We start from the raw sequence: 14,361 nt of genomic DNA on the forward strand, positions 1-14,361 counted from the left end.
TTTACCACTGATAGGTCGCACTGGCCTGCACGGTACGCTGCGAGCCATACCAGCACCACGAGTAGGAATAGCAGGACGCGACGTACTCTTTATTCGCCAGGTTGGTGGCGTTCACTGCCAGGCGCAGGTTGTCACCCTGACGATTGATGTGCGGGATGTCGTAGTGCACCGCTGCATCGAACAAGGTGTAGCCCGGCACCTTCAGGGTGTTGGCGGTATCGCCCCAGGAAGAACCGACATAGCGCGCACCGGCGCCTACGCCGAAGCCCTTCAGCGTGCCGTCGTGCAGGGTGTAATCCGCCCAGGCCGACGCGGTATGACGCGGCACCGCGTAGGTGGTGGTGCCTTCGGCCGCAATGGCCGGGCCGACACCGATGTCGCTGATGGGCGCATAACGCACGGTGTTGTTGGATTTGCTGATGCGGTTATCCAGGTAGGCATAGGCCGCAGTGATATCCAGGTTGTCGTTCAGGCTGGCCTTGCCTTCCAGTTCAAACCCGCGGGATTGCACTTCACCGTCCTGAATCTGGCAACGCGAGCCGTTGCACAGGTGGGAAGCGTCCGGGTCCAGCGTCGGTACGTTGGTCTGGCGCAGGTCGAAAATGGCAGCCGTGATGAAGCTGTTGCTGCCCGGCGGCTGGTACTTGATGCCGATTTCCGTCTGCTTGCCCTCGGTCGGCTGGAACGTCGAACCGCCGTAGCCCGTGCCGGATTGCGGCTGGAAGGATTCCGAGTAGCTGACATACGGCGCCAGGCCGTTATCGAACAGGTAGACCAGGCCCAGGCGGCCGGTGAAGGCCTTGCTGTCCTGGGACGACTTGGTCTTTTTCTGGGTGGTCATCGCCAGGGTACTGTTGTCGGTGCTGGCCCAGTCATAACGCCCGCCCATCAACAGCACCCATTTGTCCCACTTCATCTGCTCTTGCAGGTACACCCCCGTTTGCTCGCTGCGCGAGGTGGCGTCGCTGGTGTAGGCCGGCACCGGCACGGCCGCGCCGTAGACCGGGTCGAAAATATCCAGCGTAGGCCCTGCCGTGTACACGCCGTTGCCCGACTTGGTGTCAGTGCTGGTGTTCTGGTAATCGGCGCCCATCAGCACGGTGTGCTGCAACGGGCCGGTGTCGAATTTGGCCTGCAACTGGTTGTCGAGGGCATAGGCGTCGATGTTCACGTCGCTGGCAGTGGTCGAGCGGCGGATGGTGCGGTAATCGCTCTCCAGGTAGTTGCTGTAGAGGCTGCGGTATTGCCCTTCGCTGCGCAGGTAGCGCGCATTCTGGCGCACGGTCCAGACATCGTTGAAGTGATGTTCGAAGGCGTAGCCGATGGAGTAATACTCGCGGTCGCTCTTCTCGAAGTTTTTCTCGCCGTCGTAGAAATCCACGTCGATCTTGCGCCCGGTCGGGCTGTGCAGCACCGAGCCCCAGGCTGGCATCGAGCCGTAGGACGCGCCCTTGGGGTCCTTCTGGAAGTGCCCGAGCAAGGTCAGCGAGGTATTCTCGTCCGGTCGCCAGGTGAAGGCGCTGGACAGGGACTGGCGACGGGTTTCGGTGTGCTCGATCTGCCCGTCGGCATCGTCGAACAGGCCGGCAACGCGGTAGGAATAAACGCCTTGGTCGTCCAGCGGGCCACTCAAGTCAAAGGTCGTGCGCTTCTTGTTGAAGGTCCCGTACTCGACGCCGACTTCATGGAACGGCGTGTCGAGCGGGCGTTTGCTGACCATGTTGATCACGCCGCTGGGGGTGCCCTGCCCGTACAGCACCGACGCGGGCCCGCGCAGCACTTCGACGCGCTCCAGGTCGAAGGCGTCTTTTTGCGGCAAGGCATCCCGGCTCGAGGGCATACGCAGGCCGTCGAGGTAGGTCGCCGGGGCAAAGCCACGGATGGTCAACTGGTCGAGACGCGAGGCGGTGGAGCCACGGGTTTCCGGGATCACGGCAGCGCTGTAGCGCAGGATCTGGTTGAGGCTCTCGGCGTTCTGCGCGCGCATCTGGTCTTTGGTGACCACGGAGATCGACTGCGGGGTTTCGATCAGTGCGGTGTCGGTCTTGGTGCCCGACAGGCTGCGGGTGGCCACGTAGCCAGACACCGGGCCGGTGGGGCTTTCCGACTGGTACGCGCCGCTGATGGTGGTGGCCTGCAACTCCATGGCGCCATCGGTGTGCGGGATGGCTTCGAGACGGTAGCGGTCGTCGGCGATCTTCAGGGCTTGCAGGCCGCTGCCGGCCAACACTTGGGCCAGGGCGGCGTCGGTATTGTATTGCCCGTTCAGGCCATTGCTGTGTTTGCCGCGGGTCAGGCTCGAATCAAAGGCCAATACCAGGCCCGCCTGTTCGGCGAGGCTGTTGAGGGCCTGGCTCAGGTCACCGGCGGGAATGGAGAACGCAGCGCTTTCAGCCGCGTAGGACGCTTGAACGGTCAGCAGGGGTACGGCGGCAAACGCCATCGCCACTGAAAGGGTCAATGGCTGTAAAGGACGAGCAAGGCGCGACATGAGAAGTCCTGGGAAATGGGGGTTCTATTAGTCATGACGGCCATGTCGGAAAATCGGGTATGAATGAGAGCAGTTTTTATTCAGACTTTTTACAGCGGCTTGATCACCACCACCAAATCCGTGAAGTACTCCACCTTGATCGGCAGGTTATCCGCCAGCGACGCCAGTGCCGCGCCGGTGTCATCGAGCTTGAATACCCCGGACACGCGCATCCCTTGCAGCGCCTGCGGATCAAAGCGCACCAGCCCATGGCGGTAACCGGCGAGGGTTTGCAGGACCTCGCTCAGGGGCTGGTCGTCGACCTTGAGCAAACCACGGGTCCAGGCATCCGGGTCGGCGTTGCCGATGGGTTGTGGGGTGCCGGCACGGCCGTCCTGGAGCGTGGACTTCTGCCCCGCCGGCACTTTCACGTCGCCCGCAACGGTGCCTTTGACGGCCACGGTGGACTCGATCACAGTGACCACGGTCGCGCCATCCTCGGCCTTGCGCACCAGGAACCGCGTGCCCAACGCCGTGGCCGTGCCCTGGTCGGTGTGCACCACGAACGGCCGTTGCGCGTCCTTGGCTACCTCGACCCACATCTCGCCCTGCAACAGTTCGATCACCCGTTGGTGGCCGTCAAACTTCACGTCCAGTGCCGAGTTGCTGTTGAGCTGCACCTGGCTGCCGTCGGTCAGTGCCACCTGGCGCCGTTCGCCCACGCTGGTGCGTTGGTCGGCCATCCACACCGGCAGGCGCTCAATCCCGGCCCAGCCGCACAGCAACACACCCAACAGCGCGACGGCCTGGGTGCTACGGGCGGCAAACCTTGTTTTCTGTGGGGCAAATGCACGGTTCAGGGCCATGCGCGCCGGGGCGGCGGGCAACTCGTCGAGGCTGCCCCACAGGCTGCGCATGCGCTCGATGGCGACGGCATGCCGTGGATCGGCCTGGCACCATTTCTCGAAGGCCGCGCGGTCGGCCTCGGTCACGTGGTCGTCGTGCAACAACGTCAGCCAGCGGGCGGCTTCACTGATGATCTGCTCGGAACTCACGACAGCGGGTCCGCCCCGTGCAGGGTGTGATAGCAATGCACCAACGCACTGGAGATGTAGTTCTTCACGGTGCTGGAAGACACCTGCAGTTGTTCGGCGATTTCGCTGTAGGTCAGCCCGTCGAGGCGACTGAGCAGGAATGCCTCGCGGGCCTTGGCGGGCAGGCCGATGAGCATTTCGGCAATGCGTTCCAGGGCCTGCAGTGCCACATGAATCGCCGCCGGGTCCGGCATGCCGGCATCTTCGCTCTGGATCGCCAGGGCTTCCATGTAGGCCTTTTCGATGCGCCGCCGACGCGCGCCATCGATCATCAAGCGCCCCGCCGTGGTGGCCAGGAAGGCGCGGGGTTCCTTGATGGTATGGGGGTCGGCCAGCAGCAGGATGCGGATAAACGCGTCGTGGGCCAGGTCGGCGGCATGTTGCGAGCAGCCGAGTTTCTTACGCAGCCAACCGTGCAACCAGGAATGATGGTCGCTGTAGAGGGTGGTGATGGTCTGCTGGCGACGGGTTGTATCACCATCAGCTACAGGAAAGTCATGCATGCGCAAAAATTTCTCAAACAAGAAAGATTACCAATTGCGCGAACGATGACAGTAAAACGAAGGGGGAGCAAGGATGGAGTGATGGCTTGCAACGAATCTGCGACTTGCTGTGCCCACCTTGAAAGCGACCAGTGCGCACGCGACACTTCTGCGACTCATACAAGGACATCACGCATGACAACCTTCGCCAACACGGTCTCCACCCGCGAGGCCTATCAACTGCTCAAGGACGTGGCATTAGAGGTTCGAACGCTGAAACCCGTCAGCTCCGGCGACGAGCAAATGGTTGTCGACATCGACGGCTGGCAGGTCACGCTGTCAACCTGCGGGACGGCTCTGGAGTGCTGCCTGCGCTGTATTGCACCGGATAACAGGCAAGGTTCACTGGACACCTGGCAACGTTACGGCACCAATCCGCTCGATCTGATGAGCCTGTGGGAGCGAACGCAGCTGCAGCGCCTGGTGCATGCAGCCTTCGTTCGCTGAACGTACGCTTTGCCCGCAATCACCCACTGCCAACATCAAACACTTTACGGATTAACGCCAGCTCCAGGAAACCCCGGTGTAAACCCCCATGCCATCCCCCGGCGTCGACCGCGCCACATCCAGCCCCTTGTCGTCATAACCCGGCGTGACCGTGTTCGCGTAACGCCGGTTGGTCAGGTTGCGCAGGTCGACCCAGGCTTGCCAGTCGTGCTTCGGCGCGTCGTACCCGAGCGTCGCGCCGAGCAGTGTGTAGGCCGCCGCGTAGTAGGAGTTGGCGTAGTCCACCGCGACCCGCGATGAATATTCGCCATTGAGGCTGGTGTAGAAACCGCTCGGGTGGCTGTAGCGCAATTGCGCCTGGTAGTAGTGCCTGGGGATGCCGGGCAAGGTGTTGTCGCCGAAGCGGTCGTCGTTGCGGTAGTGGAAGTCGCTGTAGGTGTAGGCCTGGCGCAGGGCGAGCTGGCCCGTGCGGCCCCCGTCCCACAGCGGGCTGATCAGGCTCAGCTCCAGGCCTTGGTGCACGGTTGGGCTGGCGTTGGATTCGGCGATTATTGCGGACGTGGTGGACGTCGCGGCCTGGGTTTCGACGCTGAGCAGTTCGTGGCGCACCTCGGAGCGGTACAGCGCCAGGTCCCACTGACCGAACCACGCTTCACCGCGACCGCCGACTTCCAGGGTGGTGGCGGTCTGGTTTTTCAGCTTCACCCCTTCACGTTGCAAACCGCTGGCCGGGCCGCCGCCCACGGGGAAGTACTTGTTGGAACCCCAGATCATCGACCACGCATGGGGCGGTTCCACCGAGCGACTCAGGTTGCCGTACACCTGCAATTGGGGGCTGAAGTCGTAGCGCAGGCCAACCCTGGGCGCGTAATCCCAATCGTGCTGGCTGACGGGTGTGTGGGTCTGCGGGTAGCTGACTTCGGTTTCACGACGGGTATAGATCGCCGCCAGCCCGGTGGTCAGCCAAAGGTCCGGCAGCAGTTCCAGGTCGTTGCCGATATGCAGCACGGTGTCCGAACCCAGGTAGCTGTAGTCGCGGGTCTTGGTGCCGGGTGTGTAGCCCGCCGTATTGCCGGTGGGGATCCGCACGAATTCCGAGCCACCGTTGTTCGGCATCGCCTGGGTGGTGCGCAGGCCGAGGGTGGTCTTGCTGTCACGCCCGAACAATGTGTCCTGGCGGATGTAATTCAGGGTGCCGCTGACGTCGGTGTAGGCAACCTTGAGGCGGTTGGTGCCCTCGCGCAGGTCCATCGGGTAATCGTGATACGCCAGCCCGACCTCGACCCGGGCGTTGTCGCCCAGGTGCAGGGTGGTTTTGTTGGCGATCCAGGTCGAGCCCGGTTGCGTGCGTTTCGAGTCTCGCGCCACGTTGAGGCTGGCGGCGGCGCGCGGGTCGTGGCTGATCTGGTCGCGGGTCAGTTTGCCGGGGGAATCGTTGTCGGTTTCGCGGTAGCGAAAGTAGAAGCGGGTTTCCAGGTCAGGGTTGAAGCGGTAGCCGAAGTTGGCCGCGATGCCCTTGCCGCTGCCGGCGCTGTGGTTCTGGAAACCGTCGTATTGCGAGTCGGTGAGGCTGATGTAGTAGTCGGCATCCCCCAGCACCTGGCCCGAGCTGATCTCCCGCTGGCCGTAGCCATGGCTGCCGGCTTCGTAGCGTACTTGCAGCCTGGGCGCGTCGTAGCCGGTGTGGGTCACGTAATTGACTGCCCCACCCAGGGCCAATGCGCCCTGGTCAAAACCGTTGGCGCCACGCAGCACTTCAACGCGGCTGAGCCACAACGGGTCCTTGAGTTCGTAGGGCGTGCCACCCGGGCCGGTCAGTGGCAGGCCGTCGAAGGTTTCATACAGGCCGGAAGCGTGGGCGCCCGGGCCCCGGTTGATACCCGAGCCACGGATCGAAAGCTTCACCCCTTCGTTGTTTGCCGCCTTGGCATAAACACCGGCCTGGTACTTGAATACGTCCTCGTTGGTGCTCACCCGCCCCTGATCGACGCTACCCATGTCGATGTAGTTGGTAGCGCCGGGCACGCTCTTGAGCTGGACCTCGGCCAGTTCGTCGGCGCTGAGTTCGGCGCTGCTGACTTCGACGGGGGCCAGTTGCAGCGTGTCTTCGGCCTGGGTGGCCGGGCTGAAGCTCAGGACGGCGCCAAAGCCCAGCAAGGGCCAGGCTTTTCGGGAGGTGAACGGAAACGCGGGGGGCATGGGGGTAAATCCTTGGAATTCGTTTTTGCGACGGGCTCGGTCCGGCACAAGGTCTGTGGTGGGAAGCCCGTGAAGCGCGGCGGGTCACCATTGATGAACGCACAGGCCCCCATCGGTGTTAAGTCCAAAATAGAATTACCAAATGCAAACTCAGTATTTATGGAAATAAGCGGCACCGATTACTGTAGAGCCATTGAGTCCCCAGAGATTTACGTCATGCAAACATCCGCCACCGTCATCGATTTCACCCTCCACCGCAAACGCCGCCAGGCTCGCGCAGCGGCTGAACTGATGTGGGCGATGTATGCGGCACGGGCCGGGGTCGCGCTGTTTACCGCACACGTCACCACGTCCAGCGATACCCGCCGGGCGTGAGGCCATGAATTTCCTGCACGCGATACCCGAAGTGCCCGACCTCCCCACCAAACCCAAGGACTGCAACAGCGGCGACGATGACGCCATCGGCCAGTGCGTCGCGCAGAACCTGCAGCGCCTGCGCAGTAAACGCTACCTGTCGCTGGATGCCCTGGCGCGCAACTGCGGCGTAAGCCGGGCGATGCTCGCGCAGATCGAGTCCGGGCGCAGCGTGCCGTCGATCAAGGTGCTGTGCAAGATCGCCAAAGGCTTGAAAGTGTCGGTGGCGGCGTTCCTAGAAAATCGAGCGTTCGAAGGGGTTGAGCTGCTGCCGGCGCAACAGAGCAAACGCCTGGTGAGCGCCGATGGCAGCTTCATCAGCCGGGCGCTGTTTCCCTACGATATGGCGCGCCAGTCGGAGTTCTACGAGATACGCCTGAAGGCCCTCGGCGAGGAGATTTCAGAAGGTCACGGGCCCGGCATCCAGGAAAACCTGGTGGTGGCCCAGGGCGTGCTGGAAGTCAGCGTCAACGAGGAACGCTACCTGCTGTCTACCGGTGACTCGATTTTGTTCTACGCCGACCAGCCCCACCGCTATCGCAACCCCGCAGACAGTGAGGCGGTGGCGTTCCTGGTGATCACCTACCCGGAACGCCTGGACTGAAACGCAAAAAGCCCCGGCACACGCCGGGGCTTTTTGATTTCACGCCAAACCAATCAGCAGGTGCAGCACATCATCGGCATGCCGTTGCAGCTCATCATCATCGGCATGGCGCAGTCGTTCATCATCTTCATCATCAGCATGCAGCAGTTGTTCATCATGTCCATGCTCATGCCAGGCATCGGCATCATCTTGCAGGTCATGCAGTCGGCTTCCATCTTGCATTCCATGACGCACTTCATCATCGGCATAGGCATGCCCATCGGCATCATCATCGGCATGTTCATGGTCGACATGCTGTTCATCATCGCCATGCCGTCTTCAGACATGCACATCATCGACATGTTGGCGCACTGCATCATCATCGGCATGCCGCAGTTCATCATCATCGCCATCATTTCGGCGTTGTTCTTGAACATCGCCATGTCCATGCCAGCGGCCGGCTTCATGGTGCACATCATGGCCTCGTCGGTCATCTTGCAGGTCATGGTTGCCATCATCATCGGCATGCCCATCATCGGCATCATCGGCATCGCGTTGTTCATTGGCATCTGCATGGCGTTCATCATCTTCGAAACTCCGTAATCGACAGGAAATGAGTAAGTTCTGGGGCCGATTCTAGAGAGGCCGCACAACGGCGCAAGACGCTGGCCCAGCAGCAGGAATAGACGCTGCATGGGGATTTCCCGGGGCGCGGCAGCGGATAATTCCGCGATGACAGATGCTTTGGCGTGATCACGCCGGCCGGCTCCGCTATCCGGGCCAAACCGGCGCGAAGGATATGCGATTGGGGAATGGCCCCCAATCAGAAGGAAATAAACGATCTAACCACGGTAGAAATACCCGCTCATTCGGCGAAGAAGCGGTTCGCCGGACGCGGCAGCCCGAGGTTTTCCCGCAGGGTAGAGCCTTCGTACTCGCGCCGGAAGATCCCGCGCCCCTGCAACTCGGGCACCACCCTGGCCACAAAGTCATCGAGCCCGCCCGGCAGCCACGGGAACATGATGTTGAAGCCATCGCTGCCCTCTTCTTCCAGCCACTGCTGCATCTCATCGGCAATACTGTGGGCGGTGCCGACAAACGAGAGACCTGCATAACCGCCAAGACGCTGGGCCAATTGGCGCACCGTCAACTGTTCGCGATCAGCCAGCGCCAGTACCCGTTCGCGGGAGCTCTGGCTGGCGTTGGTTTGGGGAATCGCCGGGAGGTATTGGTCGGAATCAAACTTCGTCGCGTCGGTACCCAGCGCGATCGACAGCGAGGCAATCGCACTTTCGTAATGCACCAGGCTGTCGAGATGCGCACGAATCCGCCGCGCATCTTCCAGCGTATCGCCGACCACCACAAACGCCCCGGGCAAGATCTTCAGATGGTCGGGATGCCGCCCCACCGCCAGCATCCGGCGCTTGATATCGGCATAGAATTTACGCCCTTCCTCGAGCGTGCCGGGCGCCACGAAGATCACCTCGGCGGTTTCTGCCGCCAATTGCCGGCCGGGCTCCGAGGCGCCGGCCTGCACGATCACCGGCCAGCCCTGCACCGGGCGGGCAATGTGCAGCGGGCCGCGCACATTGAGGTAGCGGCCCTGGTGATTGAGGGTGTGCAGCTTGTCGGGGTCGAAGTACACACCGCTGTCGGCATCGCGGATGAAGGCATCATCGGCCCAACTGTCCCAGAGCCCGGTGACCACATCGTAGAACTCCCGCGCACGGGCGTAGCGCTCGTCGTGGGCATAGGCCTGCTCCAGGCCGAAATTCTGCGCCGCATCCGGGTTGGCAGTGGTGACGATATTCCAGCCGGCGCGGCCGTGGCTCAGGTGATCCAGGGACGCGAAGCGCCGGGCAATGTGGAACGGTTCGTCGTAGGTGGTCGAGGCCGTGGCTACCAGGCCGATGTGCTCGGTGGCCTGGCTCAGGGCCGACAATAAGGTGAACGGTTCGAAGGAGGTGGCGGTGTGGCTGCGCTTCAACGCGTCGATAGGCATGTTGAGCAGGGCCAGGTGGTCGGCCATGAAGAACGCATCGAAACGCGCTTTCTCCAGGGTCTGGGCAAACTGCTTGAGGTGCGTGAAGTTGAAGTTGGCGTCACGGTAAGCGCCGGGATAGCGCCAGGCGCCGGTGTGGATGCTGACCGGGCGCATGAACGCGCCCAGCTTCAGTTGGCGTTGAGTGGTCATGGAAAGCCCCTGATCGAGAGGGGCCCAGCATCGGATGGGCGAACGGCGTCTGTCTAATAACCAAAGGATCTGACTTATGCCTGCGCGGATCGGCTGTTGTAGTCCGCCAGAAATTCTTCGGAGGCGACATGGTCTGCCATGCCCCGCAGCTGCGCGGCCGAATCATGCCCCAGCACCTCCTCTACCCGGTTATTGGCCGCCGCCCAATACACCAGCGCCTCACTGAACAGCGCTTCGCCCTTGGGCGTGAGCACGCAGCGTTTGGTGCGCTTGTCCAGGGCATCCGGGCGCAGCTCGACAATCCCGTCGCGCACCAGCGGCTTCATCGCATGGGTCAGCGCCGACATCAGGATCGCCAGGCGTCCGGCCAGCTCCTGCAACGTCGGCCATGCCTGCTCATCCACCGCCGCCCACCGGGCGATTTCACCCAGCAAGCCGACCTGCGTAGCCTTCAGGCCAATCGGCGCCAGCGCTTCGTCATATAGTTGGCCCAGCCGCCGGGCGGCACGGCGCAGTGCGTTGTTGGTGCACGCCACGTCCCCCAGCAGGCTCAAAAGGTCGGCACGGGCATCAGCCTTGTCAGTCTTGTGTGTTGGCATTTTCAGATCCTCCATGCCGGTAGAATGATTGAGTACTAAACCATTGACAAGGACAAACGCCAAGCCTATAACTTGAGCCCTCAACAATATTGGTTGAGCACTCATCTATTGGAGCCGTTCATGTCGATCCCTGCTTCCACAAAAATTGCCCTGATCACGGGTGCTTCTTCAGGTATTGGCGCCGTGTATGCCGACCGATTGGCAGCCCGTGGCTACGACTTGATCCTGGTCGCCCGTCGTGAAGACCGCCTCGAAGCCCTGGCGGCGAAGATCACTCAAGCCTACGGGCGCGAGGTCCAGACCATCGGCGCCGACCTGGTAAACCCCGCGGACCTGGCCCGTGTTGAAAGCCTGCTCGCCGGCAACCCGGCGATCCAGGTGCTGGTGAATAACGCCGGCCTGGCCCGCCTGCATCCGCTGGCTCAATCCTCGGTCGAGGATTCCACGACCCAGATCGCCCTGAACATCACCGCTCTCACCCGCCTGACCCACGCGGCGCTGCCGGGCATGCTGGTGCGCAATGAAGGTTTGATCATCAACGTGGCATCGGTGTTGGGCGTGCAGTCGCTGCCGGTCAGCTCGGTGTACAGCGGCACCAAGAGCTATGTCCTGGCATTCAGCCGTGGCTTGCAATCGGAACTGGCGGAAACCGGGGTGAAGGTGCAGATCGTGTTGCCGGCAGCCACCGCTACCGAGATCTGGGACGCGTCGGGCATTCCGCTTTCCGCCCTGGAACAGGAGTCGGTCATGACCACCGAAAACCTGGTGGACGCGGCACTGGCCGGGCTGGATCAGGGTGAGACGATCACCTGGCCGTCGGTGGCCGATGGTTCGTTGTGGGAGACCTATGATGCGGCGCGTGGTGCGTTGTTTGCGGCCACGCAAACAGGCAAGCCGGCGCCCCGGTATGGGATCGTCTGAGGCGCCAGCCGGCTTTATTGAATACCGATGGAAATACGCCGCACAGTCTGCTCCTCACGGGGCAGGCTGATGTCGCCTTCGTAGGTGCACTCGCGGCCGGTGCAGCTGTTTTCCACGGTCACCGGCGCAAGGCTTTTGACCGGAAAGCGCGGTTTGGGCTCAGCCTGCGGCGTGAGCGGTACAGCGCTGAGGACAGGTGCCTCGTAGGTCAGGTCCAGGCTGGACGCGTGGGCCTGGGTGGCCAGAACGGCGAGCAGTGCGCTCGCCATGACAGTCCTTGTAAACAACATCGAAATCTTTCCGGGCAGCAAAAAATGAAGGGGCAATGATAAACCCTTGAGCTGCCGGGTTGAAGTCAACGTGCCTGGACGGCAGGTTCCAGCACCAATACGTTGGAGGGGCCCGCACGGAATGTCGGGTTGTGCTTCGCGGCTTCCAGCATGTGCGGCGCTGCGTGGTGATCCTTGAGCGCCGCCTTTGAAGCCCACGTCTCGATCAACACAAAACTGTCGCTGTTGCCCTCGACCGGATGCAGGTCGTACTGGATGCAACCGGCTTCGGCCCGGACCAGCGGAGCGAGCCCGGCAAAGGCCGCCAACTGGTCCGCACCCCGGCCAGGCTGGGTATTGATGATGACGACAAGCCGCACTTCATCGGACATAAACAGCACCGTTATCGATAAGGAAATTGAGGCGCCACAGTAAGGGATGCCATTCTCTGGCGCTATGAAAAATCTATCAGTAAGCTACTTTCACTGATTGGATTGAGTCAGCACTCAAGCCCTCCCCCTTTTCTGCACCCGGCGATAACCACGTGATCGAAGTAACCGAAGTTTCCATTGCCCAGCTGCGCACTGCGCTCGAATCCGGCCAGACCACGGCGGTTGAACTGGTCGAGGCTTACCTCGCCAGGATCGACGCCTACGACGCCCCCACGACTGCCACCGCGCTCAACGCGGTGGTGGTGCGCAACCCGCAAGCGCTGGAGGAAGCCCGGGCATCCGACGCACGCCGGGCCAGCGGCACAACCCTGGGCCCGCTCGACGGCATTCCCTACACAGCCAAGGACAGCTACCTGGTCAAGGGCCTCACCGCCGCCTCCGGCAGCCCGGCTTTCGCGAACCTGGTTGCCTACCGCGATGCGTTCACCATCGAGCGACTGCGGGCAACAGGCGCCATTTGCCTGGGCAAGACCAACATGCCGCCGATGGCCAACGGCGGCATGCAGCGCGGCGTATATGGCCGGGCCGAGAGCCCGTACAACGCCGACTACCTCACCGCACCGTTCGCCTCGGGCTCCTCCAACGGCGCCGGCACGGCCACCGCGGCGAGCTTCGCGGCGTTTGGCCTGGCGGAAGAAACCTGGTCCAGCGGGCGCGGCCCGGCGTCCAACAATGGCCTGTGTGCCTACACCCCGTCCCGTGGCGTGATCTCGGTGCGCGGCAACTGGCCGCTGACCCCGACCATGGACGTGGTCGTGCCTTACGCCCGGACCATGGCCGACCTGCTTGAAGTGCTCGACGTCGTGGTCGCAGAAGACCCCGACACACGCGGCGACCTGTGGCGGATGCAACCCTGGGTGCCAATCCCCGGCGTCGCCTCGGTACGCCCGCAGTCCTACGCAGACCTGGCCGCGACCGGCGATGCACTCGCCGGCAAACGCTTCGGCGTGCCGCGCATGTACATCAACGCCGACCCCGAGGCAGGCACCAGCGACGCCCCGGGAATCGGCGGCCCTACTGGCCAGCCAATCAAAACCCGGGCCTCGGTGATCGAGCTCTGGGAAGCTGCGCGCAAGGCACTTGAAGCCGCCGGCGCAGAAGTGGTCGAGGTGGATTTCCCGCTGGTCTCCAATTGCGAAGGCGACCGCCCGGGCGCACCGAAAGTGTTTACCCGAGGCCTGGTCTCCAAGGAATTCCTCCACGATGAATTGTGGGAACTGTCGGCCTGGGCGTTCGATGATTTCCTGCGGGCCAACGGCGACCCTGCGCTGAACCGCCTGGCGGATGTCGACGGCCCGAAGATCTTCCCCCACGACCCCGGCACCCTGCCCAACCGCGAAGACGACCTGGCCGCCGGCATGGACGAATACGTGCGCATGGCCGAGCGCGGCATCACGCCGTGGGACAGGATCAGCACCGTGCCCGACGGCCTGCGCGGCCTGGAACAGACACGACGCATCGACCTTGAAGACTGGATGGATAACCTGGGGCTGGATGCGGTGATTTTTCCGACAGTCGCCGACGTAGGTCCGGCGGATGCGGATGTGAATCCCGCGTCGGCGGATATCGCCTGGAGCAACGGAGTGTGGGTCGCCAACGGCAACCTCGCCATCCGCCATTTGGGCGTGCCGACAGTGACGGTGCCCATGGGCGTCATGGCCGACATCGGCATGCCGGTGGGGCTGACATTTGCCGGCCGGGCGTATGAGGATTCGGCGCTGCTGCGATTGGCATCGGCCTATGAGTCGACGGGCAGCAAGCGCCTGGTGCCGCCGCGCACGCCGGCGCTGGTGGCTCGTCAGGACTGATTGATTTCGCTGCTGATCTTGCGCATCAACCGATCGGCTTCCGACCCGGGTTCAAATCGAAAGCCACGCATCTCATCGAGGAGCAGGCAATCGCTGATGGCCTCCCAAAGTTGCTCCTGGGTCGGCTTGTTGCGCAACAGTATGTATGAAAGCAGCAGGCGTTCGATGGGAACGCCTCGAATACAGGCCGTTTCAATGATTGCCAGCAGGATAAAGCGCAGTCGAACTTCCCGCTCCGTGGGCCAAACCGTTTTTCGCTTACCCAATGCCGGGCCTCAGTGTCAGGAAAAGCGTGAGGCTATGGCCCAGAGGGGTGGCGTTTCAAGCGCTGCATGGGGAGAAAGCCCTGCTCCTACACAAAACAGGGAA

Annotated in this window: 15 protein-coding genes; 6 read left to right on the forward strand and 9 right to left on the reverse strand. The window is 62.6% G+C overall.

The features are described 5' to 3' along the window. Position 1 precedes the first annotated feature (1 nt). The 3 genes from JV201_RS17830 to JV201_RS17840 all read right to left on the reverse strand — a co-directional run bounded on the left by JV201_RS17830 (position 2) and on the right by JV201_RS17840 (position 4,067). The gene (locus tag JV201_RS17830; protein WP_219405819.1) at positions 2–2,491 is read right to left on the reverse strand and encodes a TonB-dependent siderophore receptor; all 2,490 of its coding nucleotides are present in this window, start codon (positions 2,489–2,491) and stop codon (positions 2–4) included. Between the two features lie 89 nt (positions 2,492–2,580). After that, entirely contained in the window at positions 2,581–3,525 is a 945-nt protein-coding gene (locus tag JV201_RS17835; protein ID WP_008435992.1) for a FecR family protein, read from the reverse strand. Then, a complete protein-coding gene (locus tag JV201_RS17840) occupies positions 3,522–4,067 on the reverse strand; it encodes a sigma-70 family RNA polymerase sigma factor (RefSeq protein WP_102605591.1) in 546 nt (181 codons plus the stop codon). Before JV201_RS17840 ends, JV201_RS17835 begins: the two co-directional genes overlap by 4 nt. Before the next feature lie 174 nt (positions 4,068–4,241). Here JV201_RS17840 and JV201_RS17845 point away from each other — a divergent pair, with 174 nt between their 5' ends. Continuing rightward, complete coding sequence (locus tag JV201_RS17845) at positions 4,242–4,553, forward strand: hypothetical protein (RefSeq protein WP_003219686.1); 312 nt, start codon at positions 4,242–4,244, stop codon at positions 4,551–4,553. 51 nt (positions 4,554–4,604) lie between these two features. Here the strand turns inward: JV201_RS17845 and JV201_RS17850 are convergent, their stop codons facing one another. After that, entirely contained in the window at positions 4,605–6,752 is a 2,148-nt protein-coding gene (locus JV201_RS17850) for a TonB-dependent receptor domain-containing protein (RefSeq protein WP_219405820.1), read from the reverse strand. A 216-nt stretch (positions 6,753–6,968) separates the two neighbouring features. On the opposite strand from JV201_RS17850, the gene JV201_RS17855 reads away from it, so the two are divergent. From JV201_RS17855 to JV201_RS17865, 3 genes are read left to right on the forward strand one after another with little or no spacing between them, the layout of a single operon-like run. Then, a complete protein-coding gene (locus JV201_RS17855; RefSeq protein ID WP_003219684.1) occupies positions 6,969–7,127 on the forward strand; it encodes a hypothetical protein in 159 nt (52 codons plus the stop codon). Between the two features lie 4 nt (positions 7,128–7,131). Further along, positions 7,132–7,770 carry a helix-turn-helix domain-containing protein gene (locus JV201_RS17860; protein WP_008436005.1) on the forward strand — a complete coding sequence of 213 codons (639 nt, stop codon included), beginning with the start codon at positions 7,132–7,134 and terminating at the stop codon, positions 7,768–7,770. A gap of 60 nt (positions 7,771–7,830) precedes the next feature. After that, complete coding sequence (locus tag JV201_RS17865) at positions 7,831–8,352, forward strand: hypothetical protein (protein ID WP_043225000.1); 522 nt, start codon at positions 7,831–7,833, stop codon at positions 8,350–8,352. Positions 8,353–8,614: 262 nt separating this feature from the next. Here the strand turns inward: JV201_RS17865 and JV201_RS17870 are convergent, their stop codons facing one another. Further along, positions 8,615–9,943 (reverse strand): LLM class flavin-dependent oxidoreductase, encoded by a 1,329-nt coding sequence (locus JV201_RS17870; protein WP_219405821.1) that lies wholly within the window; start codon positions 9,941–9,943, stop codon positions 8,615–8,617. 74 nt (positions 9,944–10,017) lie between these two features. Next, positions 10,018–10,542, reverse strand: a complete 525-nt coding sequence (locus JV201_RS17875) for a MarR family winged helix-turn-helix transcriptional regulator (RefSeq protein WP_219405823.1) — start codon at positions 10,540–10,542, stop codon at positions 10,018–10,020. Between the two features lie 120 nt (positions 10,543–10,662). On the opposite strand from JV201_RS17875, the gene JV201_RS17880 reads away from it, so the two are divergent. Then, on the forward strand, positions 10,663–11,463 hold the full coding sequence (locus tag JV201_RS17880; RefSeq protein ID WP_219405825.1) for an SDR family oxidoreductase: 801 nt from the start codon (positions 10,663–10,665) through the stop codon (positions 11,461–11,463). Positions 11,464–11,477: 14 nt separating this feature from the next. On the opposite strand, the gene JV201_RS17885 is transcribed toward JV201_RS17880, so the two are convergent. Together JV201_RS17885 and JV201_RS17890 are read right to left on the reverse strand one after the other, a co-directional pair. Then, on the reverse strand, positions 11,478–11,732 hold the full coding sequence (locus tag JV201_RS17885; protein WP_003219674.1) for a hypothetical protein: 255 nt from the start codon (positions 11,730–11,732) through the stop codon (positions 11,478–11,480). An 86-nt stretch (positions 11,733–11,818) separates the two neighbouring features. Further along, entirely contained in the window at positions 11,819–12,124 is a 306-nt protein-coding gene (locus JV201_RS17890) for a putative quinol monooxygenase (protein ID WP_003219672.1), read from the reverse strand. A gap of 152 nt (positions 12,125–12,276) precedes the next feature. Between JV201_RS17890 and JV201_RS17895 the strand changes: the two genes are divergently transcribed. Continuing rightward, positions 12,277–13,992: an amidase gene (locus JV201_RS17895; protein ID WP_219405826.1), complete on the forward strand. Its 1,716-nt coding sequence runs from the start codon at positions 12,277–12,279 to the stop codon at positions 13,990–13,992. On the opposite strand, the gene JV201_RS17900 is transcribed toward JV201_RS17895, so the two are convergent. Continuing rightward, complete coding sequence (locus JV201_RS17900) at positions 13,983–14,258, reverse strand: hypothetical protein (protein WP_008436022.1); 276 nt, start codon at positions 14,256–14,258, stop codon at positions 13,983–13,985. The two genes, JV201_RS17895 and JV201_RS17900, sit on opposite strands and share 10 nt — an antisense overlap. Positions 14,259–14,361 lie beyond the last annotated feature (103 nt).

Origin of the sequence: Pseudomonas sp. Colony2 (genome assembly GCF_019382755.1) — a bacterium.
In the GTDB taxonomy this organism is placed as follows: domain Bacteria; phylum Pseudomonadota; class Gammaproteobacteria; order Pseudomonadales; family Pseudomonadaceae; genus Aquipseudomonas.